General features: G+C 58.4%; 20 protein-coding genes and 1 pseudogene. 12 read left to right on the forward strand and 9 right to left on the reverse strand.

Annotation, left to right across the window (positions count from 1 at the left end):
* Positions 1-427 precede the first annotated feature (427 nt).
* Together I6J72_RS05725 and I6J72_RS05730 are read left to right on the forward strand one after the other, a co-directional pair.
* On the forward strand, positions 428-1,624 hold the full coding sequence (locus tag I6J72_RS05725; protein WP_239107515.1) for an HNH endonuclease signature motif containing protein: 1,197 nt from the start codon (positions 428-430) through the stop codon (positions 1,622-1,624).
* A pseudogene (locus I6J72_RS05730) lies at positions 1,572-2,775 on the forward strand (IS3 family transposase). The gene I6J72_RS05725 and the pseudogene I6J72_RS05730 overlap by 53 nt, the downstream one beginning before the upstream one ends.
* A gap of 518 nt (positions 2,776-3,293) precedes the next feature.
* Here the strand turns inward: I6J72_RS05730 and gatA are convergent.
* A complete protein-coding gene (gatA, locus tag I6J72_RS05735) occupies positions 3,294-4,778 on the reverse strand; it encodes an Asp-tRNA(Asn)/Glu-tRNA(Gln) amidotransferase subunit GatA (RefSeq protein ID WP_204100262.1) in 1,485 nt (494 codons plus the stop codon).
* Between the two features lies 1 nt (position 4,779).
* The gene (gene gatC / locus I6J72_RS05740; protein WP_115021767.1) at positions 4,780-5,082 is read right to left on the reverse strand and encodes an Asp-tRNA(Asn)/Glu-tRNA(Gln) amidotransferase subunit GatC; all 303 of its coding nucleotides are present in this window, start codon (positions 5,080-5,082) and stop codon (positions 4,780-4,782) included.
* A gap of 201 nt (positions 5,083-5,283) precedes the next feature.
* On the opposite strand from gatC, the gene I6J72_RS05745 reads away from it, so the two are divergent.
* Positions 5,284-5,943, forward strand: coding sequence for an amino acid-binding ACT domain protein (locus tag I6J72_RS05745; protein ID WP_115021766.1), 660 nt, complete (start codon positions 5,284-5,286; stop codon positions 5,941-5,943).
* An 11-nt stretch (positions 5,944-5,954) separates the two neighbouring features.
* Here I6J72_RS05745 and I6J72_RS05750 read toward each other — a convergent pair whose 3' ends face one another.
* Genes I6J72_RS05750 through ligA form a run of 3 tightly spaced genes read right to left on the reverse strand, consistent with a single transcriptional unit; the run spans position 5,955 to position 9,504 of the window.
* Positions 5,955-6,716, reverse strand: coding sequence for an HAD family hydrolase (locus I6J72_RS05750; RefSeq protein ID WP_204100263.1), 762 nt, complete (start codon positions 6,714-6,716; stop codon positions 5,955-5,957).
* A complete protein-coding gene (locus I6J72_RS05755; RefSeq protein WP_204100264.1) occupies positions 6,713-7,483 on the reverse strand; it encodes an HAD family hydrolase in 771 nt (256 codons plus the stop codon). The genes I6J72_RS05750 and I6J72_RS05755 overlap by 4 nt, the downstream gene beginning before the upstream one ends.
* Positions 7,480-9,504: an NAD-dependent DNA ligase LigA gene (gene ligA / locus I6J72_RS05760; RefSeq protein ID WP_204100265.1), complete on the reverse strand. Its 2,025-nt coding sequence runs from the start codon at positions 9,502-9,504 to the stop codon at positions 7,480-7,482. The genes I6J72_RS05755 and ligA overlap by 4 nt, the downstream gene beginning before the upstream one ends.
* Before the next feature lie 149 nt (positions 9,505-9,653).
* On the opposite strand from ligA, the gene I6J72_RS05765 reads away from it, so the two are divergent.
* The 6 genes from I6J72_RS05765 to I6J72_RS05790 all read left to right on the forward strand — a co-directional run bounded on the left by I6J72_RS05765 (position 9,654) and on the right by I6J72_RS05790 (position 13,695).
* Positions 9,654-10,325 (forward strand): 3'-5' exonuclease, encoded by a 672-nt coding sequence (locus I6J72_RS05765; RefSeq protein WP_204100266.1) that lies wholly within the window; start codon positions 9,654-9,656, stop codon positions 10,323-10,325.
* A gap of 63 nt (positions 10,326-10,388) precedes the next feature.
* Positions 10,389-10,916 carry a helix-turn-helix transcriptional regulator gene (locus tag I6J72_RS05770; protein ID WP_204100267.1) on the forward strand — a complete coding sequence of 176 codons (528 nt, stop codon included), beginning with the start codon at positions 10,389-10,391 and terminating at the stop codon, positions 10,914-10,916.
* Positions 10,916-11,926, forward strand: a complete 1,011-nt coding sequence (locus I6J72_RS05775; RefSeq protein WP_204100268.1) for a serine hydrolase — start codon at positions 10,916-10,918, stop codon at positions 11,924-11,926. Before I6J72_RS05770 ends, I6J72_RS05775 begins: the two co-directional genes overlap by 1 nt.
* 9 nt (positions 11,927-11,935) lie before the next feature.
* Positions 11,936-12,199 carry a hypothetical protein gene (locus tag I6J72_RS05780; protein ID WP_204100269.1) on the forward strand — a complete coding sequence of 88 codons (264 nt, stop codon included), beginning with the start codon at positions 11,936-11,938 and terminating at the stop codon, positions 12,197-12,199.
* Between the two features lie 19 nt (positions 12,200-12,218).
* Positions 12,219-12,482 carry a hypothetical protein gene (locus I6J72_RS05785; RefSeq protein ID WP_147279327.1) on the forward strand — a complete coding sequence of 88 codons (264 nt, stop codon included), beginning with the start codon at positions 12,219-12,221 and terminating at the stop codon, positions 12,480-12,482.
* 82 nt (positions 12,483-12,564) lie between these two features.
* Positions 12,565-13,695: an AAA family ATPase gene (locus I6J72_RS05790; protein WP_370552160.1), complete on the forward strand. Its 1,131-nt coding sequence runs from the start codon at positions 12,565-12,567 to the stop codon at positions 13,693-13,695.
* A gap of 8 nt (positions 13,696-13,703) precedes the next feature.
* Here the strand turns inward: I6J72_RS05790 and I6J72_RS05795 are convergent, their stop codons facing one another.
* Positions 13,704-14,612: a methionine synthase gene (locus tag I6J72_RS05795; protein WP_204100271.1), complete on the reverse strand. Its 909-nt coding sequence runs from the start codon at positions 14,610-14,612 to the stop codon at positions 13,704-13,706.
* 71 nt (positions 14,613-14,683) lie between these two features.
* Between I6J72_RS05795 and I6J72_RS05800 the strand changes: the two genes are divergently transcribed.
* Positions 14,684-15,052: a PH domain-containing protein gene (locus tag I6J72_RS05800; RefSeq protein WP_115021755.1), complete on the forward strand. Its 369-nt coding sequence runs from the start codon at positions 14,684-14,686 to the stop codon at positions 15,050-15,052.
* Between the two features lie 2 nt (positions 15,053-15,054).
* Here I6J72_RS05800 and mnmA read toward each other — a convergent pair whose 3' ends face one another.
* Positions 15,055-16,140: a tRNA 2-thiouridine(34) synthase MnmA gene (gene mnmA / locus I6J72_RS05805; RefSeq protein WP_204100272.1), complete on the reverse strand. Its 1,086-nt coding sequence runs from the start codon at positions 16,138-16,140 to the stop codon at positions 15,055-15,057.
* Between the two features lie 104 nt (positions 16,141-16,244).
* On the opposite strand from mnmA, the gene I6J72_RS05810 reads away from it, so the two are divergent.
* The gene (locus I6J72_RS05810) at positions 16,245-17,087 is read left to right on the forward strand and encodes a spermidine synthase (RefSeq protein ID WP_204100273.1); all 843 of its coding nucleotides are present in this window, start codon (positions 16,245-16,247) and stop codon (positions 17,085-17,087) included.
* A 23-nt stretch (positions 17,088-17,110) separates the two neighbouring features.
* On the opposite strand, the gene I6J72_RS05815 is transcribed toward I6J72_RS05810, so the two are convergent.
* On the reverse strand, positions 17,111-18,265 hold the full coding sequence (locus I6J72_RS05815; protein ID WP_204100274.1) for a glycoside hydrolase family 25 protein: 1,155 nt from the start codon (positions 18,263-18,265) through the stop codon (positions 17,111-17,113).
* Between the two features lie 183 nt (positions 18,266-18,448).
* Between I6J72_RS05815 and I6J72_RS05820 the strand changes: the two genes are divergently transcribed.
* Positions 18,449-18,874: a hypothetical protein gene (locus tag I6J72_RS05820; RefSeq protein ID WP_204100275.1), complete on the forward strand. Its 426-nt coding sequence runs from the start codon at positions 18,449-18,451 to the stop codon at positions 18,872-18,874.
* A 147-nt stretch (positions 18,875-19,021) separates the two neighbouring features.
* Here I6J72_RS05820 and I6J72_RS05825 read toward each other — a convergent pair whose 3' ends face one another.
* On the reverse strand, positions 19,022-24,034 hold the full coding sequence (locus I6J72_RS05825) for a DEAD/DEAH box helicase (RefSeq protein WP_204100276.1): 5,013 nt from the start codon (positions 24,032-24,034) through the stop codon (positions 19,022-19,024).
* Positions 24,035-24,103 lie beyond the last annotated feature (69 nt).

A 24,103-nucleotide genomic window follows, 5' to 3' on the forward strand; every position in this document is an offset into this window, starting at 1 on the left:
GCCCAGCGTGCACCCATTTAGGGAATGGTGCTCGCGGGCGTTTTATTTGTCTCTCTCACAGTGTGATCCGCACCCAGCAGATGCAATCACTAAGTTCACTCTAATACACATCTACGCAAATGGAAAGTACTCAAAAAATTATTTTTTAGTCCCCACCCCCGTTTAGGCCACAAGACACTGGCCAATCCTAAGCAAGGGAGTAAGCCCCCTCAGCCAGTCCGGCATCTACCCCCGTTGTGGTGCATGAGTAGAACCTATATCCCCAGCTCGGCAAGAGTCGAACACACAACCTAAAGCACCGCTTGACACCCCCATGCTTCTTGATTTGTGAAGTTTATCCCCGCAGGCTATAGACCTCGAAATGCGTTGACACTAGGATTGGGCTTAGAACACTTCTTCTAACTAGATCATTTTCGGGGATACGCCAATGAGCACCACCACCACCATCCTGCCGGACGCCTTCTTTAGTATTACCAACCCTCATAACCCACACGCTGTTGCCCGCAGCATTGCCAGAAAAGCCACCTACCAGGCCTGGCTTAGTGGCAAACCCCAACTTGAAGACGATATCGACACCACAGCACTCAGCCTCGTCAACACCTGGGCACTAACCGAAGGACACATCAAAGCAGGACTCAGAGCCCTCCACCGCCTGGATACCCTGCCGAAAGTCAAGGCCTTGCAAGAAGAGCACTATGTGCTTGATATCGAATCCCTTATCGCTATTGACCAACCCATGTCAGCCCTTGCCGGGCCTACTACTGCCACACTGGCGCTCATTGATGGCATGCTGGCAGACTATTTCACCCCCACCAAACCCAACCAGGCCTTTCCTACCCGCGCCCAAATTCGCCGCAAAGTCCGCGACTTATGCAAAGCACTCGATGACACCATCGCCTATCGGGACACCCGCCCGAAAGACACCTACACGTTCTACTCCAACGGCACTACAACGTGGCTTGAACTTAGAGTCGATGAGAACACCGGCATCAAACTCGATGCCTTCATCCGCAAAACCGCCGCCCACGAAGGCCTAAGCCTTACCGAGGCCGTAAAGAAACTTCTCAGCGGTGAAATCACCCCACCGGCAACCGTTATCCTCAATACTTATAGAGCCTGCGATGTTGACAACGCACCAACCTATGTTGAGGGCTTTGGGTGGAAAGCCACCCCCATGCCACACGATAAGAAACGCGACCTGACAAAACCTAGTGAGGAAACTGATTCTTATCGCCCTGGTGTGGGAATGCGCAAAGAAGTCGAAGGCAGAGACGGCACCTGCCGCATCAACGGATGCACTGAACCAGCCCACCACACTCAGCTTGACCACCGGCACAACTATGCCGATGGTGGTGCCACTCACCCCAGTAACTTGGCGTGTTTGTGCCAGAAGCATCACAACATGAAAACTGATGGCACTCTTCACTACCTTCTGGACCCAAATAGCGGGGATATCATCTGGCTATTTCAAAACGGCACCTGGTGCATCACCGAACCAGAAGGACCCCTAGTGAGGTTACCCTCGTTTAGTGGACACCCTATTTGTACGGATCTTGTGTCCGTAGGAGAGGATGTTCATTGTGAGTCAACAGCGCAAGAAGTACACGCCGGAGTACCGGCGTGAAGCTGCGAACCTGGTAATCGAGTCAGAGCGCCCGATCGCTCATGTAGCTAAGGAGATTGGTGTTTCCGCCGGGCTTTTAGGCCGGTGGGTCAAACTCGAGCGTGAACGCCGAGGAGCCTCGGATGGGATGAGTGAGGCTGATCTTCGTGCTGAGAATGCTCGTCTGCGCCGTGAGCTGGCTGAAGCCAAGATGGATAACGAGTTTTTGTCAAAAGCGACAGCCTTCTTCGCGTTGAGGCAACGCGAGCAGAAAAGTTCGAACTAATGCAGCCAGAGCAAGGCAAACTACAGCATCAAGCGCATGGCACGACTATTAAAAGTGTCTCGGTCTGGATACTACAAATGGGCCCATACGCAGCAGAAGCGACTATCCGGCGAAGATGATCGGGCAGCATTTTACGATAATGTTGATTGCAAGATTCACCGGATTTGGAAAGACTCCGATGAGGTTTATGGTGCTCCGCGGATCACCGCAGAACTTACCGAGCGCTACCAGATCACATTGAATCGCAAGACTGTGGCTAAGCGGATGCGAATGATGGGCATTGAAGGGATTTCACCGCGGGCCTTTGTCCCGGTGACAACCATTCAAGCTAAGCGTAAGTCCACGCTTGATGACCTGGTCAAGCGCATGTTTGATACAGGTGTGGATGTCAGATATTACCTACCTGCGCACTGCTGAAGGCTGGTTGTACTTATGTGCAGCCCGCGATGACCATTCCCGCAGGGTACTGGGTTGGGCTATGGATAGCGTTCAAGACACATACCTGGTCGAACGGGCCCTGCGGATGGCGCACACGCTACGCGGTGATGTTCCTGATGGGCTGGTGTTTCACGCTGACCGCGGAACCCAATTCACCAGCGAGAAACTCTGGAAGGTGTGCAGCAGACTGGGCATTGCTCAGTCTGTGGGGCGTACTGGTGTGTGCTTCGATAACGCGATGGCCGAGTCGTTCTGGTCGACGCTAAAGACTGAATTCTACGACCGGCAGCGATGGCCTACCCGTGATGCTGCACGCAAGGCCGTTGCCTACTGGATGGAAGTCGTCTACAACCGCCGGCGCCGGCACTCTGCACTCGGAATGGTCAGCCCCGTCGACTTCGAAAACCACATTGGTCCAACCACCAGTAGAAAAGAAATAGCTGCCTAACCACTAGGTAGCTCCACTACGTGTCCACGATTTGCGGGCAACCCCACTAGCACCTAAACAAAAACGCTGGGCCCAAACAGTAGGCCAACACATCACCACCACCCGCACACGCATAAGAGAACAAGCCCAAAGACTCAAACAAGCCCTCGACGACTACCACCAACAACAAACCCAAACAAAAGAAACCAAAACAGCAGAAGCCGAAACCGCGGCCCAAACCGGCGAAAACACCGACACCACCGACGACATCCCCTTCTAAACCCCCGGCCGTCGAATCAAACGACGAACCCATAACTCACCCCCGCACAACCTCGGTCGTCGAATGAAACGACGAAGACAAACCAAAAACTCGCTCAAAAGCCCAAACCTCAAAAATGGTCCCGTCGTGTGAAACGACGAGGCGATGCGTCGGGTGAAATGCGCTCGGTTCCGAAGTGAAGGAGGCCGTAGGTAAAGCGAAAGCCGCCAGAGGTAGGTCTGGCGGCTGTTAGGAGATGCTCGGCGTAGTTTGGAGTGCGTTACTTACGGCCGGCTTCGTAGGCAGCGCCTACCTTGTACAGGCGGTCGTCCTGGAAGGCGGGGGCCATGATCTGCAGGCCGGTCGGCAGGTTGGTGTCGGATGCCAAACCAGACGGTACGGACATGCCACACACGCCAGCAAGGTTCAGTGGCAGGGTGCAGAGGTCGAAGTTGTACATCTCCATCGGATCCTCAACCTTCTCCCCCAGCTTGAAGGCCGTGGTTGGGGTGGTTGGGGAAACAAGAACATCAACTTGTTCGAAAGCACGCTCAAAGTCCTGAGCGATGAGGGTGCGCACGCGCTGTGCCTGCAAGTAGTAGGCGTCGTAGTAGCCAACAGACAGCGCATACGTACCCAACATGATGCGGCGCTTGACCTCAGGTCCAAAGCCCTCCGCGCGAGACAGCGACATGACCTCCTCAGCAGAGTGCGTGCCGTCATCGCCCACGCGGAGGCCATAACGCATGCCATCAAAGCGGGCCAGGTTGGAAGAGACTTCACACGGCATGATGAGGTAGTAAGCAGCGAGAGCGTCATCGAAGTGCGGGCAGTCAACCTCAACGATTTCAGCACCCTGGGACTTCAACTGCTCAACGGCGGCATGGTAGGCCTCCATCACACCCGGCTGCCAGCCGTCACGCTCAAACTGCTTGATGAGTCCGACCTTCACACCAGAGAGGTCGCCGTTTGCGCCTTCCTTAGCGGCCTCAACGGCCGGAGCGACCGGCTTGTCCACAGAGGTCGCATCGAAGGAATCGTGGCCGGCGATGATTTCGTGCAGCAGCGCAGTGTCGAGGACCGTACGAGCCGTCGGGCCAGCCTGATCCAGAGAACTAGCAGCAGCGATAAGGCCGTAGCGGGACACGGTGCCGTAGGTCGGCTTCACGCCCACGGTGTTGGTCAGTGCAGCGGGCTGGCGGATCGAGCCACCAGTGTCAGTACCGATGCCCAGCGGGGCCTGGCCCGAGGCAAGTGCCGCAGCGGTGCCACCGCCGGAGCCGCCCGGGGTGCGCTCAGTGTCGTAGGGGTTGTGAGCTGGGCCGTAAGCGGAGTTCTCATTCGAGGAGCCCATGGCAAACTCGTCGAGGTTGGTCTTGCCCAGGATCGGGATACCTGCCTCGCGCAGCTTGGTTACCAGGGTGGCGTCGTAAGGCGAGACCCAGCCTTCCAGCATCTTGGAGGCAGCGGTCGTCGGAGCGTCCGTCGTGACGAGAAGATCCTTGAGCGCCAGCGGCACGCCCGCCAAGGCGGAAGCGGGCGCTTCGCCAGCGTCGAGGGATTTATCGACGGCGTCGGCAGCCGCCAGTGCTTCCTCGGCACCGACGTGCAGGAACGCGTTGAGCTCATCGTTGGTTTCTGCAATACGATCCAGGAAAGCCTGGGTAACCTCACGGGAGGTCAGCTCGCGAGAGTGGATCTTCTGCGCCAGCTCAGCAGCGGTCAGAGAAGTAAGGCCCTCAGTGGGCGCAATAAACTGTGCCATCTTATTCGTCTCCTCCACCCAGAATCTGCGGAACCATGAAGCGGTCATCTTCAGATGCCGGCGCCTGGTCCAGTGCTTGCTCGGCGGTGAGGGTGCGCACGATAACGTCCTCACGCATTGGAGCATGTACGGAGTGCGGGTGTGACATCGGCTCCACACCTTCAGCCTTGACCTTGCCAACCGCGGACACCGAGTCCACGATTTCGTCGATCTGTGCAGCGAACTGCTTCAGTTCTTCCTCGCTCAGGGCCAGTCGCGACAGCTTTGCCAGGTGCGCGACCTCGTCACGCGAAATATCAGACACGCGAACTCCATCCTTTTATTCATCGAGACGGTTAATAGCTAAGCACCCATGGTACTGCACGCGTTCGCCGTCGCCACCACCACTCCGGGCGCATGTACACCACCAAGGTTATTGAATACTATTCGGACGCTTGTGTACCATAGATCACGTTAGGTTAACCTATTAATTCTCCTTCACAAACCTGCCCAGAGAAAGAAACATATGTCGTACCTCGTCCGTGTCCTTCTCCCCGATACCCCTGGCAGCCTAGGCCTTTTAGCCAATGCCCTCGGAGAGATTGAGGCCGATATTCGCTCTGTGGACATCGTGGAGAACTTCCCCGACGGCACCGTTATGGATGACATTGTCCTAGATCTGCCGAAGACCACCATGGCTGATGAGATTATTACTGCTGCGCAGACAGTAGACGGCGTGGAGATTGATTCTATCCGCCCATTTAGCGGGCGCGTCGATCGCCGAGGCCAGATCCGTTTGCTCGCCACCGTGGCCTCGCGCCGCAATGTCAAAGCCGCAATGGAGGAAGTCTGCGCGGCAATCCCCAAGGCGCTGACATCAACGTGGGCCGTCGTAATCACTAATGAAGACCCCATCAAGCGGATTGCGTCCTCCGACGCCGCGCCTGCCGACGATGGCACGATCCCAACCGATCTCAGCATCGACTCCGCCCGCATCCTCCATCCGGAGAAAGACACGTGGATTCCAGAGTCATGGGCGCTGCTCGATTCTGCACTAGCCGCCGCTCCCCTCGTCGGCACCAAGTACGTTGTGGTGATGGGCCGCGTGGGCGGTCCGGACTACCTCGCATCAGAAGTCGAACATCTCGGTGACTTGGGCGCTATTTTGGGCGCTTTCCTAAGCTAGGAGCACCTGAGCTAGGAGCGTGCTAGGAGGCCATTCAACCCCGCGGCGACGTCCGGCACAATGTGGTCGACGTGTCCGCTAATTTCTCCGTGCGGGAAGCTAAAGGACTCTGTGGCCACGGCATGCATGGAGAGATCGTTGAAGCTATCGCCGAAGGTGTAGAGCTCGGATTCCTCATAGCCAAGGCTGCTCAGAAGCCGCGTCAAGCCTTCCCCCTTGTTATGGCCTGGCGGCATAATGTCGTAGAAGTCGCAGTTGAAAGATGACTCGACGTCACAATTCGCACGAACCCACTCGTCCACCTCCTGTCGCAGCGCGGCATCACCAGGAATCCACAAGGACATCAGTGTGGTGTCGCGCTTGGCGGCGACCTCCAGGTCCGCCACCTGCGCCCCTGTCACCATCGATGACTCGCGGCCAGACAGGCCGTCCCACACAATTTGGTCAGCCCCAGTCAAGCCGGTGGTGTAGATATTGAGAGCCCTGCCGGTAAAACGTTCTGCGATGGCTATGACAGTGTCAGCAGCGAGGTGCTCTTCGTGCAGGACCGTGTAATCCCCCTCAGTGAGAACCGTGCCGTTGTACAGCACGTGGTAATCCAGCTCCACACCAAAGGGCTCGAGCGTACCGCGGGCGTTAGCAATGGACTTACCGGTGGCGGAAACAGCGAGATTGCCGGACGCGCGCCACGTGGCAATCGCTTCCTTGACCGACTCCGTGATGTTCTCATCGACGTAGACAGTGCCGTCCATATCCAGAGCCGCGATCTTCATGATGAATACCTTAGTAGCCCCTCCACGGCGGAGTCTACGATTACATGACAGGCCTCGCGGACGGTGGAATGTGCCCAGGGGAAGGTGAGGGGGACGTCGGCAAGCGCATGCATGGGCAGGTCATTGTGACCATCGCCCAATGTGATGACCTCTGTTTCCGCTCGGTCAAGTGCGAGGTAATCCATCAACCATGTCAAGGCAAAGCCCTTGTCATGCCCGGGCGGAGTGATGTCGAAGAAGTTGCGATTCAGTGCTGTACCAACGTCGAACCGTTCCGTTACCCACGACGCAATGTCATGTTGTAGGTCTGTGTTCCCCGGCGTCCACGCCGCAACAAGGGGAAAGACTTCCTGCTCAATCGCAATAGATGGAACCGGAACCGGGTCCGTGATGATGGGGTTGTGTACTCCATTGACGTTTCGCACAAGGTGTCCGTCGGGACCGTCGAGACGCGTGCAGTAAAGGTCTAAGTCAGGAATGTCACGCACATACTCGTAGACGGCACGCACAGCCTCCGGCGGGACGTGGTTTTCATAGAGCAGCCGCTGTTCACCGTCGAGGATGACCGTGCCGTTGCACAAGAGGTAGTAGTCGAAATCGATGTCGAAAGGCTCCAGCGCCCGCCGCATCGCATAGGGAGATTTGCCTGTGGCCACTACGGCAAGGTTGCCCGCAGCTCGCCATTCTGCAATGGCTGCGGGAACATCTTCCGGCATGTGCCCGTCGAAGTAGATGGTGCCGTCAAGGTCACAGGCAGCTAGCTTCATGCCTCTCCGGTCTCCAACAGGCGCTCGAAGCCGGCCTCATCGAGGATGGTCAATCCCAGGTCACGAGCCTTTTGTTCTTTGGAGCCAGCATTCTCGCCCACGACGACGTAGTTGGTTTTCTTTGATACTGACCCAGAGGCCTTGCCGCCACGGGTAATGATGGCTTCCTTGGCAGAATCACGGGTGAAGTTTTCTAGAGTCCCGGTGACCACGACGGTGAGGCCCTCCAGGGTTTGTTCGGGTTTGTCACTGACTTCATCCGCCATCGTTACGCCCGCTGCGCTCCATTTCTGGACGATGTTGTCGTGCCAGTCCACCTCGAACCAAGCCTTGAAGGATTCTGCAATGATGCCGCCAACTCCGTCGGTATCGGCAAGCTCCTCAACTGAGGCTTCACGCAGCGCCTCCATCGATCCGAAACGCGTAGCGAGTGCTCGTGCCGCGATGGGGCCTACATGGCGGATGGACAACGCCACGAGCACGCGCCAAAAGTCAGTCTCACGCGCAGTCTTGAGGTTCTCCAACAGCTTCTTGCCGGAGGCATTAAGCTTGCCGCTCTTCGTCGTGTACATAGAAGACTTGAGCAGCGCTTCCTCATCGAGGTCAAAAAGATCCGCCTCGTCCTTGAGCACGCCGGAAGCAATGAGATCTGCCGCGGCCTTTTCCCCTAGCTCACCAATGTCGAGCGCCTTGCGAGAAGCCAAGTACTCAAGGCGCGCTGCGAGCTGCGCGGGACAGCTGCGTGTATTCGGGCAGCGCCAGTCCTGGTCGCCTTCCTTCTGCGGAGCGAGCTTCGTGCCACAGGCAGGACAGTTCTCTGGGAAAATCCACTCGGTCTCACTACCATCGCGCTTGTCCAGCACCGGACCAAGGACCTCCGGGATAATCTCTCCGGCCTTGCGAATGATGATGGTGTCCCCAATGAGCACATTCTTGTTCTTGACTTCGAACTGGTTGTGCAAGGTAGCCATGGAAACTGTCGAGCCTGAGACAAACACCGGCTCCATAATCGCAAAAGGCGTCACGCGGCCCGTGCGGCCGACTCCCACCTCAATGTTGAGGAGCTTCGTTGTAACCTCTTCCGGCGGGTACTTGTAGGCGATAGCCCACCGCGGCGCGCGTGAGGTTGCTCCCAGCGCACGCTGGCTGGCCAGGTCATCGACCTTGACCACGAGGCCATCCATTTCGAAGTAGGCATCGTGCCGGTGCTCCGCCCAGTGAGCGACCTGCTCCTGGACTTCCTTAGCCGTGTTTACGCGCTTTGTGTACGGCGAGACTGGGAATCCCCAAGCTTCGAGAGCACGGTAGGCGTCATGCTGCGAGGTGGGCTGGAACCCCTCACGCGCGCCAATGCCGTGGCAGACCATGTGGAGGCGGCGCTTCTTGACGTCCTCCGGGTCTTTCATGCGCAGTCCACCCGCGGCTGCATTACGCGGGTTGGCAAACGTAGGTTTGCCGGCTTCACGACGCGCAGAGTTGATCTCCTCAAACTCATCTGGGCGCATGTACACCTCGCCGCGGACCTCCACCAATGACGGCACCGGGTATTCTTCCGTTCCGGTCAGCTCCTGCGGGATATCAGGAATGACGCGCGCATTGGCAGTGATGTCCTCGCCGACGCGACCATCACCTCGAGTGGCGGCCGTGGCGAGCTTGCCGTCACGGTAGACCAAATCGATAGACAAGCCGTCAATCTTCAGCTCGGTGAGGTAGGCCTCCGCAGGAGTCCGGTCCAGCCAGTCTTGCAACTCATCAGCACTAAAGACGTTGTCCAAGCTGTACAGGCGCTCAAGGTGCTCGATGTCGACAGCGCCTTCCGGGGCGGCGCCCACCTGCTGGGTAGGCGAATCCGGGGTCTGAAGCTCCGGGTGCTCTGCTTCCAGCGCCAGCAAACGCTGAAAGAGTGCGTCAAAGTCCGCGTCCGGAATCGCCGGCTCACCGTTGTAGTACAGCTCGCGGTGCTTGCGCACTTCCTGGGCAAGCTCGGACCATTCGCGTTGGATATCTACTGCATCACTCACGGTTAACCAGTGTAGCGGGGCCCACGGACATGCCTGTGACCTGCGGTTGGTCATTCTGCAAGACTTCGTCCGTCATTCTGCAGTAGTTCGTCCGTCATTCTGCAACACTTTCACGGTGTGTGTCCGAGCCGGGCGCTAGAGTGTTGTCCATGAACTTCGACGCCACCCGCATGCTCTCCTTCGACCTCGAGACCACCTCCGTGAACCCTAAAGAAGCCCGCATCGTCACCTCTGCCTTGGTGCGCATCGATGGGCGCGACGTGAATAGCCAGGAGATGCTCGCTGACCCAGGCGTGGAGATCCCGGAGGAAGCCGCTAAGGTTCACGGCATCACCACGGAGAAGGCTCGTGCCGAGGGCCGACCGCATGAGGACGTACTCAAGGAGACGGTCAACTCCATCTATCAGGCCTGGGACGATGGTCTGACCCTCATTGTCTACAACGCCGCCTACGACCTATCCGTGCTACGCGCGTTGACCGGGGACTTCACGGTGAACGGTCCGGTGTTCGATCCTTTCGTCATCGACCGCGTCAAAGACAAGTGGCGCAAAGGCAAGCGCACCTTGGGAGAGGTGTCCGCACACTACGGCGTGGAGTTGAGCAACGCGCATGAGGCGACTGCCGACGCCCTTGCGGCCGCCCGCGTGGCTTGGAAGCAGGTGCGTCAACACTTCCCCGAGCTAGCCCAGATGGATACCAACGAGCTCATGGAGTATCAGGCCGTGGAGTGGTACAAGGACCGCGAATCCTTCAAGAAGTACCTGGAGGGCCGCGGGCGCGATGCCTCGGATGTCTCCACCGCGTGGCCGATGATCTCTTAACTCCAGGGCCCCTTTTCCCATTAACCCTTGCCAGTTTTCTAGAGTTCTGGCATTCTAGAAAACATGGAAACAACAGTCGAAGCACGCCTTGCCGAACTTGAAGCGCGCGTCGCCGCGCTTGAGGGACGCGCCAGCGCCGAAAACACCGACCCCGTTTCACCGGCCGCCACCCAACCAACCACAGAAGATTCGGCCTACTGGCTCGTTGACGCCCTCGCGCCCAACGATCAGCTTCCCGATGGCTCCGTCATCTTCGGAGGAAACATCAACGTCGGCAAGCGCACTTATGCCTACCAATGGCAACGCCCCACTCACTTCGTCAGCGACGAAGAGTGGACAGACAACCTCGAACGCCTTTCCGCCCTTGCACACCCCATCCGCGGTGAGATCCTTCGCCGCCTGCTCGCCGCACCCGCAACTGCCGCTGAGCTTGTCGAAGAAAACATCGTCTCCTCCACCGGCACCGCCTATCACCACTTAAGCGCACTCACCCACACCGGTTGGACCACCAAGTCCGGCGGCGAATATGCCATCCGCCCCGCCCGAGTTATCCCCCTTCTCACCATCATCACTGCAAGTGAGGACCACTAATGAACAACCGTGTCGCATCCAAGATTGCCCTAGCTATCATCACCTTCATTGCTGTTGCCGCCGTCCTCCTCGTTGTAGGACCACAAAGAATTGCTCTGGCACAAGACAAAACTGGCGACGAAGCCCTAGCAACCCAGCTGGAAAAGCACTCCGAGTCTGGTTTCCACAACCTCACCGCGTTTACCCTCCAGGACGGCAAGGCCACCTTCGCGGGACTGGGCAGCGACGAGCACACAGAGGTCGAAATCGGCTCCGTGACCAAGATGTTCACCGGCGAACTGGCCCGCCAGCTCGTCGACGAAGGAAAGTTGAACCCTGATACCACTGTGGGCGAAGTCCTCGACGTCGGCGATGCGCCCGTCGCTGACGTCACCGTGAGGGAACTGCTCGACCACACCTCGGGTCTACCGCGACTGGCGAGCACGGACCTCCTCAGCAGTCTCGCCTCGGGTGTCACCGGTTCGAACCCCTATGAAGGCGAGACCGTAGAGGACATCATGGCTGCCGCCACGAACGCCGAGCTGAAGAACCGCGGCGAAGAATCCTATTCCAATCTTGGCTATGGGCTCCTGGGCCACGTAGTGGAGACCGTTGCCGGGCAGCCTTATGAGCAGATGCTCAAAGAACGCATCTTCGAGCCTGCAGAAATGACCGAAACCTACCTCATGACGCCAGGCTCCGTGCCCGGCGACGCCCCACAAGGACTTACCAACACCGGCCACCACGCCGAGCCCTGGGAGATGGAAGGCTCCGCACCCGCGGGCGCCATCCGCTCCACGGCAAGTGACATGACCAAGTTCGCCGAGTGGTTTATGGATAACGGCGATACAGAGTACGGCTGGGTTCCTAACGAAGACGGCCCAGGTTTCTGGCACAACGGCGGCACCTATGGCTATTCCACAATGCTCATCATCGATCCGGACACCAAACGCGCTGCCTTCGCTAACAACGATTCCCCCGTCGGAACCGAAGACCTAGCCCAAGCACTATTCGACGAGCTCGCATCTTAAGGAGAAACCGTGTTCCTCACCATCAGCATGATTGTTATCATTGCCGCTCTTTTATGGTCCGCATGGAAGGCATTCACCACCTCAGGAAAGACGGTCTATCGCGCCATTTCTGTAGCAATTACGGCCCTCGTCCTAGTCTTTATCGGATATACCCTACCCTGGAATTCAGGCCTCCACTTCGCCTGGTGGTATGGCATCGTCGCCGCATGCGCTGTGTACGCTGGCGCGGTGGCTTGGCGGGCGGCAGGCGCGAAGCCCACGCCGAGAAGCTAAGACCCCGTACACTGACGCTATGACAACTCCCGCTCGCCACACCGTTCACATCCATGACGTCACCCCCACCGTAATTGCCACCCTTCAGAAGCGCGCTGACGCTGCCGGAGCTTCCTTGGAAGACTACCTACGCGATCTCCTGACAACCACAGCTTCACGCCCTGATTTCTCACAGCGTCGAAGTGTTCAGGAAAAGATCACTGAGCTCACCCATCGAGAGCCTATTGCTATTGACGGTGATTTCGACGTCGTCGGTGCTATTCGAGCGGTGCGGGACGCCTAAATCCACTTGGGAGACAAAAGTCTCCCAAATCTCCACACTTTGAAAAGTCTCCCAAATCTCCCATTGCGCTACGATGGTGACCATGTCCCCGCACGAGAATCCTTTTCGCCCCACGTTCGGCGTTCCACCACTCTTTTGGGTCGGCCGCACAGCAGTGCTCGACACTTTCCGGGCTGCGCTTGACTCCCAACCAGGCAGCCCAGGCCGCTCGCTCATCATTAGCGGCGCCCGCGGAATCGGTAAGACGGTGCTCCTCAACGAGCTGGAAGATATCGCCTCTAGCCGCGGGTGGATCACGCTTCGGGCCTCGGGGCGCAGCTCCATGGTGGAAGAACTCGTGGACACCACCATCCCGCGCATCATGGACAAGCTAGCCCCGGCAGACAAGCACAAGGTCAACCGCGTCGGTGTTGGCGGTCTGGCAACCATCGGCATTCAGCACAACACGGAAGAGGCCTTTAAACCCACGCTCAACACTCGCCTGCGCGAGCTTTTAGCGCTACTCAAAGGCACAGGCGCACTGCTCACCATCGACGAGGTACAGGATGCGGACGCAGACCACCTCACTTCCCTGGCCGTGACCTACCAGGACCTCGTGCGCGATGAGCTCGACGTCGCCATTGTTGCCGCTGGTCTGCCGCAGGGCGTTAACCGCCTGCTGGACTTGCCTGGCGTGACCTTCCTGCGCCGCGCACAGAAATTTGTTCTGGGACCGCTCTCCCCCGCGAATGCCGAGGTAGCTTTTACACAGACGGCAGCACAGTCCGGACTGGAGTTTACCGACGACGCCGTAGCGGCCGCGGTTCGGCTGTCCCGCGGTTACCCCTACCTTGTGCAGCTGGTGGGCTCACTAGCCTGGGGTAAAGCGCAACGAGAGGGTGGCAGTCGCATCGAGGAACGCGACGTCGCAGCAGTATCAGCCGAGGCGATCTCGGTTCTAGGCGCCCAGGTCCACCAGCCCGCTACTCTGGCGCTCCCGCCGGCGCAGCGTCTCTTCCTCGAAGCGATGAGCGCGGTCATGGAGGACGGCACGGCGGAAATCAAGAACATCGCCGCGCACCAGGATCGGACGGTGCGCTCGCTGTCTGCCACACGCCAAAGGCTTATCGACGCCGACCTGATCGAACCCACCGCCCACGGCCAGCTCCAATTCGTCATCCCGTATATGGAGGCCTACTTCACCTCTACCGACAGCCTGGGACGAGTCGATTAGAAGCAGGGTTAAAGGTCACCGGCGTCGCGAATAAGAATATCGGCGGTCTCGGATACCGAGCGCAGGGTTCTAGCGGAAGCCTTGACCGGGTAGACGTCGAAATGATCGACGAGCAGCTCGCGTGGCATGCCGATGCGATCGAGGTGGCGGGCCAGCTCGATGGCCTCCGCACGGGCATCGGAACCCTTCATGCCTAGACCGATGCGGTGGACAGCGCTTAAGTGCTCTCCCAAACCGTCAAGGTGACGCGGGGTCTCTAGACCACGGAAATCCGTGAGGAAAGTGGTAGCTGCAGGTGCCACTGACCACAGCGGCGGGGCGTGCAGGTAATCCGCTTCGAAGGACTGCAGGAGGTCGAGCGCGACCTCATCGGGGTCGGCGGGAATGGTGTCGAAGTCGGTGGTGCCAGGAATGCGCCCGGCCACAACGTCGGCAAGCAGGGGCTCGTCGAGTTGGACGACGACCTCCCCGTGGAAGCGGCGCGCGACATCCGCGGCGTGGGTGTGGACACCATGAAGCAGAGACTCGGCCAGCTCGTTGAAGGCGCCGCGATCGGTGAGGACACGGTGGCCGTCGGAAAGCTCAATGCTCGCCGCGAGCGACCAGGGGCCAAGTGCCTGCACCTTAACCTGGGGAACAGTCTCACCCCAGACCTCTTGGACCTCGTCGAGGTCGCGCTCCAAGCGGTCCCACGTGCGGCGCGTGAGAAGCTGCGGGCGCGCCGTCATGCGCCACGCACGCGGGCCGCGGTCAATGGAAATAGCCTCCAGCATGCTGGCCGTGCGGCCCACCGGATCAGAGCCCAACCCACGCTCGGGCAGCTGCGGGATGGCGGGAAGCTCGGTCTCCCCCATGATGATGTCCGCGGCCTCCGCCATGGAGGTACCGGGCATAGGCCCCAGTGCGAATCCCGTCATCTCATCTCCTCCTACGTTTCCCCTATAATCCCACCTTCAGGAAGGCAATCGTCACACAGAAAGGACTTTTCATGCCTTTGGAACAATTTACTGGATGGACCTTTTACTCCCCGTGCGAGATACCTGAAGATATACCAGCTCTTCTGACTGCGAACGAGAAACCAGTCTGTGCTTTCAAAACGGTCCGGGATGCAGCAGTCTTCACCACTCATCGCCTGATCGTCCGGGATTCCCAAGGACTTACAGGCAAAAAGGTAGAAGTCTATTCGCTCCCATATTCTGCGATTAATATGTGGTCGACAGAAAACGCTGGAAAGCTTCTAGATGTCAACGCCGAGCTCGAATTGTGGACGCGTGCTGGCCACATCAAAATCAACGTCGGCCCCAAGGTCGATATTCGAGCCCTCGACCGCCTCATTGCTGACTGCGTCCTTCGCTAAAACTACCCAGTCCCGCAAATGGTGCCGGAACCGAGCACGATATCTCCCAGTTCATCCGGGCTCGGCAAGTAGAGCACCGCGGCCTGGCCGCGGGCTACACCGGACAGTGGTTCGGTCAGCTCTAGTGTCATCCGGTCGCCCTCGCGGTCAACTTGAGCGCGGCAGGGCACGACAGAACCGTGGGCACGCACCTGCACCTCGCAGTCGAAGTCACCATTCATCGCCGGGTGCAAGTACTTCAGGCGGTCGGCCTCAATGCGGGTCACGGCCAGGTCTGCGCGCGATCCGACGGTCACGGTGCCGGTGGCCGCGTCGATGTCGGTGACGTAGCGCGGGGAGCCGTCGGCAGTCGGCGTCTTAATGTCCAAGCCCTTGCGCTGACCGATGGTGTAGTTCCATGCGCCGTCGTGTTCCTTGAGCTCATTGCCCTCGGTATCCACGATCATCCCCGGACGCAGCCCGATGGAACGGCCCAGGAAAGCCTGGGTATTGCCGTCTGGGATGAAGCAAATGTCATAAGAATCAGGCTTGGACGCAGTAGAGAATCCGTAGCGCTTCGCTTCCTCGCGAATCTGCGGCTTCGGGGTATCGCCAATCGGGAAGAAGCAGTGTTCCAGCTCCTCCTTGGTGATAACGCCCAGCACATAGGACTGGTCCTTGTTCTCATCCAGGGAGCGGCGCATGTAGCCATCGGAGTCGATGGTGGCATAGTGGCCCGTGGCGACTGCGTCAAAGCCCAGCGCCATGCCCTTGCGCAGCAGCGCTGCGAACTTAATCTTCTCATTGCAGCGCAAGCACGGATTCGGGGTTTCGCCGCGGGCGTAGGAGTCCACGAAATCCCCGATGACGGCTTCCTTAAACTCCTCGGAGAAGTCCCACACATAGAAGGGAATGCCGAGCTTGTCGCACACACGACGGGCATCGGCGGAATCCTCTAGGGAACAGCATCCGCGTGCCTTCTCACGGGTCTGCTGCGCATCCTTGTGCAGGGCCAGATGCACGCCAATGACGTCGTGGCCCGCCTCCACTGCGCGTGCGGCCGCCACGGAGGAATCGACGCCGCCGGACATGGCTACCAATACTCGCATGCTCTCCCCTTCTCGTTGCTTGGTTGTCCACCAAGGCTAGTCGCGGTGTACCTCATACCCCAACACGCAAACCACGCAGCCTATTCCCTAAGCTAAAAGGCACTATGGGCAGAAAGCGCAACACCACCAACTCCATCGCAGGAACCTATGAGATATCCACCGGCGAGCTCGTCGTCGAGCCGGATCCTTTCCGCGACGGCGCCTTCATCCTCAATATCAACGGTGTGCCCTCCTCCCACCTCATCCCCGATGAGCCACGCACCCTGGAGTTCGAGTACATGCGCTGGATCGCTGCCGCGGTGGAGAATCTCGCGCCCGGCAAACGCCTACTCCACTTGGGCGGCGGTGGCTGTTCTCTCCCCCGCTACTTCGCTGACCTCTGGCCGGATTCCCACAACACGGTGGTCGAGCTCGACGCCAAGCTGGCCGAGCTCATCCGTGAGCTGGCCGATATCCCCTCTGCGCCCCGTGTGAAAATCCGCGCCGGCGAGGCACGGGCCGTCACCGAAGGGTTCCCGCCGTACCGCTTTGACGTCATCATCCGCGATGTTTTCGCCGGTGCCGTCACGCCAGAACCGCTAACCACCACGGAGTTCTTCCAGCACGCCCATGCCACGCTAAGCCCCGGTGGCCTCTACGTGGCTAACTGCGGCGACCACTCCGATCTCCAAGGCGCGAAGGCGGAGCTAGCCGGAATGGCGGAGGCCTTTGCTCACCTCGCGGTTATCGCCGACCCTCCCATGCTTAAGGGCCGGCGCTACGGCAACATCATTCTCATCGGCTCAGATACCGAGCTACCTGCCGACGGCTCCCCCGAAGCCGCCGCCCTAGCCAAGCCGCTACTCTCTGGTGCGGTGCCCGCACACTTCCGCGACGAATCCTGGACCCGCCGCTTCTTTACCGGCGCGAGCCCACATCACGACGCCCCGGAGGGCGCGGAGAGTTAAGGACACTCAAGCCCTAAAGAGACTTAGCGGAGGCTCTTGAGCAGGTCCGCCACCTGCTTGGAATCAAATGCCGGGATGTCCACACCCGCGGCGTGACCAACACTGCGGGCGGCACGGCTGGCATACTCTACGTCCTGCTCGCTGACGTTGTTGGCATCAAAGTCCTGCAGGTGCTGCGCGTTATCCAAGAAGATTGCCAGGTCGCCGACGGTAGCGTCGTTGTGTGCCAGGTCCTTGAGGTCGTCGGTGCTAATAGCGCCAGTGTTGAGCAGCTTCTCTGCCTGCTTCACAAGCCCGGTCGGATCCACGTCTAGACCCGCATCCTTCGCGGCATCGGCCACGGCAGGAACGGCCGCCGCACCTGCTGCCAGCGCCAGGATTCCGGCAATCAGTACGCCGGCGTCATCACCAAGGTCCACCCCCGGAATGACCAGGTCATCCAAGATGCCACCAAAGTCAATGTAATTGCCACCGGAGAAGGAATGCAGCTGAGCCTCAGTACCGTTAAAGAGGTTCAGGTCAACGTCCGTCTCAATGCCGGCCACTCGCCCAGAACCCGAGCGCTGCCAGAAGGCCAGCTTGTCCCAGCCGCCGACCGGGTCTGGCGCGGTGTCCTGGTAGGCCGCCAACCACAACGGGTACTCGGAGAAGCGCGTGGTGTTACCCATCTGGCCCATCCAGAAGTACTTGTAGGTGTACAGCATCGGCGTGCGGCCTGTCAGGGACCTTACCTCCGTCATGAAGGTATCAATCCACTCAGCAAGCTGGTCGGCATTCAACCCCTCGTCCACCTCGATGTCGAGCACCGGCGGAAGGGTCTGCGTCGGGACCAGCGCGATCTGGGAGGCAAAGCTGGCCGCCTGCTGCTTGGCATCCCCTGCCGGGCGGGCATAGTGGTATGCGCCAACCTTGAGCCCAGCAGCAGCTGCGGCGTTGGCGTCACGCACGAAGTGGGAATTTACAAACCCGATACCTTCTGTGGCCTTAACAAAGGCATAGGACTGGCCATCGGACTTCACGGCATCCCAATCGATTCCGCGCAGGGACATGTGGTTATTGCCGGAGACATCCACACCGGAAGGCGCGTAGGACGGGATGGCAACAGCAGTGGAAACGGATAAAGCAACGGCCGCTACTGCGGTAACGGCGGCGGTAACAAGGCGACGTGCATGGCTCATGCGCGCCACACTACCTCCTCTTTAACACTAACCACTGAAGCAACACGCGAAACATTCAACTCTTATGCCACACATTTAACACGACTCCTATCACTCGCCCCAGCAACAGCAACCGCTGCTAAACTGCGCTTCACATCGCCACCACCCCAGCAGGCGATAACGACCTCAAAGAAGGACAGCGCCATGGACCACCCCTCCATCGACCCACACCTTCCCAACGACCCCGACGCACCCCCAGAGTCCCAGGAAACGGAACTTCCCTCACGCCGCGACGTCAAAGGATTTCTTAACGAGAACCTCGCGCTGAGGGGCTCCGCTATCCTTCTGGGTGGGTGGCCGCTGGGGTTACTCTCCTTGATTTTTGCAGACAGCGCCGCATCGGGCGGCGATGATGCCGCGTCCTACTTCTTCGGCTTCCTCGGCATATTCACCTTGATCGGGCTGAGTTTTGCAGCGCTTTTTCTCGCACCATTCTTTGCCTTCATCGCCATCGCGTCACTCAACACTGACTCGCCTAAAGGCAAACGAAAAGCCATCATCGCAATCGTGCTTTCGGTAGCGTCGTTGATTCCCGTTGTCGCGTACTTCGGACCGGACCTTTTGTCTTAGGACCCGACTCTCGGTGACAACTCCCCAGCTCTGACTAGCACGCTGTGCTTGGCGACGCCCCACCCAAACTTGCGGACTCAGCTCATCCAGGAATCCAGGGCAGGATGCGCCGCCGCCACGAAGACCGTGGCCCAGCTTATTGCATCGCTATTCGGAACCCAGCCCATCCACGATTCGCACTGTCTCCATCGCCACGCGCACGACTTTGCCAATCAGGTCCACGATGTAGCGCGGGTTGCCCACCTCGTCTGCCCAATCATTCGGGTCGTTGACGATGCCAGAGGCCTTATCTTTCTTGACCTGGTAACGGTCAATCAGCCAAGCGACAGCTGAGCGCGAACCCAACATGTACTCGTCGGCCTCTTCCGGAATACCGGATATGGTCACGCGCTTGTTGTAGATCAGTTTGGTCACGTCATTGACGTTCTTGCCCGTCTCCGGGTTCTTGCGCTTAGCCCACTTCATCTTGAGCACACGCCAGGTCTCACGATCCGACTCATCACCCTTGACCTGAATGTCCAGCGGCCATGGCTCCACGTCCTCGTAGCTCACGTGCAGGTCCATCAACTCTTGGCCAGCCGCAGCGAACTTGTCGAACTCCACACGCGACGAAGGCGTCTCAATATGCGGCAGCATCTTCTTCAAGTCAGCCGCATACTTCGTCCGGTAGCCGGGGTCATGCAGCTTGCCGTAGACAAAGTGGAAGATGTCATCACCCGTGATGTCAGTACCCAACGCATCGCGGTAGAGAGCCTTAATCTCATCAGTAATGTTGTCCACGCGCACATAGCCGTCAACGACCTCACCCACCTTGCCATAGATGCTGGCCTCGCCCTGCTTGGCGACGCTCCCCTCACCAAACAGCCCTCCGTCGTCGGCTTCGGCGGCGGCCCAGGTGAAGCGGGGGAAGAATTGGCCACCCGATCCTGCACCAGTGACATGTAGGTCAGGCAGCAAATTTGTGGCCACGACAGAAAAAGGAACAGCAGAACCATTCCCGACCTGATAGAACCCGATATTCCGGTGTTCTGGAGTTGGGAACATTGATGGGAGTTGATATGTGTCGTTGCTAAGCTGACGATCCTCGTCGAAGTAACAAAACTGCCCCATAAACGGCCTGTAAATTGACCGCCTGTATTTAGATTTATCAATACGGATAGTTTTACCCTGAAGAACCTGCCGTCGGTTTACACGATCCCATGAGAATTTAGAAGGGTCGAGTTCCCCCTTAAGTTCTTCAAAGGAGAGCTTCTGGCGCGATATCGCCATTTTCTGAGCCACTTCTGCTACAGAGTTGTAGTAGTTAGCCGCTTGCTTCGTATTACTCAACAGCTGGATCGCAGAGTAGTTGTAACACCATGCATCCCGGGATGTCTTCAGTCCTGCAGAGTAGTGCCTGAAAAACCTGATCAACTCGTCTTTTTTCTCGCCAATAACCGGCCAAGTGTCGAATTGCATTGTACGCTGGTTCAGCCAGTCACCATGCTTATTAGGTGTAATTGACTTCCAATCGATTTGTTCAATACTCGCCTTTTCGACAATTTGAAGTTTCTCTCGTGTCGAAAGGTAATCACCAATATCTTTGTAATGTAGTTCGAAACCGGACTTAACATAATCTTTTACACCGATCATTATTGCGATAGTTGTACGGCCGCCGTCGCGAAAGACGTTGCCAGCCTCTCTTTGGCGTTGCTTGCCCGCCGTACGTGCATTGCCCCTAAGATTAAAAACATAAACGTCTGCGAAATCCTGGCCCATCGATAAACGCACACCGTCACCCGTGTTGCCGTCGATCCATCCGCCATTGGAGACAAACGCGACGACGCCTTGGTCACCGATACGGTCCGTAGCCCAGCGAAATGCGCGGAGATATGAGTCGTATAAAGAACCTTTTCTCTGCGCTGTGGATTTCTCCGCGTACGTCTCCGCAATGCGCCTGTCCAAGCTCGGATATTTCAGGTTCGCGTTGAGGTCATTCGCGGACTTCTGCCCTGCTGAATACGGCGGGTTGCCAATCACCACGTTGATTGGTGCCTTCTTCTGGCGCTCGATGGTCTCGTTGTTCTCGCGGAAGATGTTGAGGTCCGGGATGTCGCCTTCCTCGTGGATTTGGAAGGTATCCGCTAACGCGATGTTGGTGAATGGCACGTACTCGGGTGCTGGTTCGCCATTGCGCAGGGCTGCCTCTTCACGCAGCGCGTTGTAGGTGGTCTCAATGTTGACGGCAGAGACGTAGTAGGCCAACAACGTGATCTCGGTGGCGAAGAGTTCGTTGGCGTACTTGCGGGCCAGGTCTTCCGGCTTGATGAGGCCGGACTGCAGGAGGCGAACCGTAAAGGTGGAGGTGCCGGCGAAGGGGTCGAGGATGCACACGCCCTCGTCGGTAAGTCCCTTACCGAAGTGCTTCTTGGATACATCGTCGGCGGCGCGCAGGATGAAGTCGACAATTTCGACTGGGGTGTAGACGATGCCAAGGGCTTCTGATTGCTTCTTGAAGGCCTTGCGGAAGAACCGCTCGTAGAGCTCCTTGATGACCTGCTGCTTGCCGGAGGCGGAGTTCACCTCAGAGGCGCGGACGCGGACGGACTCGTAGAACTTCTCCAGGGACTCGGTTTCGGTATCGAGGTTCGCCTTGGACAATGCCTTGACCATCTTCTCCATAACCTGGGCCACGGGGTTATGGGTGATGAAGTCATGGTTCTCAAAGAGCGCGTTGAAGACCGGTGCCGTAATTAGGTGCTGCGAGAGCATCGAGATGGCGTCTTCTTCGCTGATGCCATCGTTGAGGTTATTGCGCAGGCCTTCGACGAAGGTGTCGAATTCCGTGCGAAGGGTTCCATCGGCGCCATCGAGAAGAGCTTTGATGCGGGTGATTTGGTTCTCCGCAATGGTGGCGACGTCGTCTGCCCAGTCCTCCCAGTAGGTGCGGGTGCCGACTTTGTCCACCAGCTTGGTGTAGATGGCTTCTTGCCACTGTTCCAGCGGGAACAATGCCATCTGCTTAGCGAGATCTCTGCGTCGCTCCTCCTCGTCAATATCGCCGCCGCCAGTATTCGCATCGCTGGCATTGAGCTTCTCCCGCGGATCTTCTTCTGCGTTTTTGCTGGCGTTCGGATCATCGGGAATCGGATTGACCGGAATTGGGATGATGGGAAGGTCTGGTTCTTTACTGCCGTTAAGGGCGATGGAATTAATCTTCGCGTTGAAGCGGTCATCGTGGGCGCGCAGCGCGTTGAGGATTTGCCAGACAACCTTGAAGCGCTGGTTGTCATTGAGTGCTTCTGCTGGGGAGACGTTGCTGGCTACGGCGACGGGCAGGATGATGTAGCCGTAGTCCTTGCCCTCAGACTTACGCATGACGCGGCCGACGGACTGGACCACGTCCACCATGGAGTTACGGGGGTTGAAGAAGATGACGGCATCCAGGGCTGGGACGTCAACGCCCTCAGAAAGGCAGCGCGCATTGGTGAGCATGCGGGACTCGTGCTCCCCTGCTGGGGATTCCAGCCAGGACAGCCTCGTGCCGCGTTCCATGGCGTTCATGCCGCCGTCGACGTGCTGGGCGGCGACGTTAAGGTCGACGTTGGTCAGGGAGACGTCGTTAAGCACTGCCTTTTCTTTGAGCAGTTCTTGGTGGGTGCCGATGAGTGAGGGGTAAGTCTCCGCAATGAGTTGGGAGGTCTTGATGTCCTTGGCAAAAGCCACCGCGCGCTGCATGGGCTGGGCGTCCTCGTCGAAACCGCCCTTCTTGCCTTGCAATTCGCCGGAGCGCTTGGCCAGGCCGTTCCAGGCGCCAATCATGGCAGACGCCAGAGAAAGGTTGACCTGGTTGTTCTCACTGTGGGCCATAGCTTGGGCGGCCACGGATTCATCCACGGTCATGACAAGCACCTTGTAGTCCGTGAGCAGCCCCTTATCCACGGCCTCACCGAAGCCAAGGCGGTAGAACTCCGGGCCGTAGATAGCTTCATCATCCATGGAGGCCAGTTCCGCGGAGTGTTCTTCGGCTTTGCCCTTGACGGCTTCGTCGTAGAGGCGCGGGGTAGCCGTCATGTAAAGGCGCTTGGAAGCCTTGATGTAGTCGGCATCGTGGACGCGGACGAAGTTGCTGGCGTCCTCACCGGCCAAGGTGATGCCGGTGGTGCGGTGGGCCTCATCGCAGATGACGAGATCGAAATCATCGAGGCCCACCTGCTGGGCCTCATGCACCGCCTGGATGGACTGATAGGTAGAGAAGACGATGTTGAGGCCCTTGGCCCGCTTGCCGGATTCAAAGCGTGTGGTGATGTCCTTGCCCTCAGTAGAAACGGGAACCTCAAGGTCATAAACAGCGATATCCTCGGCCTTCTTGGAGACCTTGCTATCGGAGCACACCGCGAAGGCGCGCATGTCGAGGCGGCCCTGGGCGGTCCACTCCTTCAGGGTTTGGGAGAGCAAGGAAATAGACGGCACGAGGAAGAGGATGCGGGCCTTGCCGCCGTTGTCCTCAGCGACGCGCTCCGCGAGGCGCAGGGCGGTAAAGGTTTTGCCGGTACCGCACGCCATGATGAGCTTGCCGCGGTCATGGGTCTTAAACCCTTCGATGGCTTTGTCAATTGCCGCCTGCTGGTGCGGGCGGGGCTCAAAAGTTTCACGTTGGGAGAGGTTGATCTGGATGGTCTTATCGCGGACTTCCGAGCCAGGGAAAGCCACATCCCAGTTAATGGGTGACTCCGCAATCGCGGAGATGCCAATGCGGCTGGTCGGAATAATCTGGTTGGCTAGGGCATCCTCCGCGTGGGAGGACCAGTGATCCGTGGTGGAGATAATCAAGCGGCTGCCAAAGTGCTGGCGGCCTTCTTCAGTGTCAAAAGAATGCCCGGAAGCCTCGAAGAAAGAATCCAGGTGGGACTTCTGGATGCGCGCCTTGGAGTCATAGAACTTGCACTGGATGGCGGTCCACGTGCCGTCATCCACGCGGCGAGCCACCAGGTCAATGCCGGTATCTGCCTTACCACCGTTGTAGCGCCAATCCGTCCAGCGGCAGACCTCATCGAATTGGTTCTTCAAGGTCGGGTCGGTCTTGAAATAGTTGACCATCAGCTTCTCAAAGGCAATGCCATATTTGGCCTTTGGTTGGTTTTCACGCAGCTGTTCTAGGACCTCAGAGAACTTCGACATGACAACATTGTGCCTGATGGGCTATCGGCTCCGTGGCACAACACCGAAGATTGCGAAACGCATTTGCTC

It is taken from the genome of Corynebacterium sp. FDAARGOS 1242 (assembly GCF_016889985.1).
GTDB lineage: Bacteria > Actinomycetota > Actinomycetes > Mycobacteriales > Mycobacteriaceae > Corynebacterium > Corynebacterium minutissimum_B.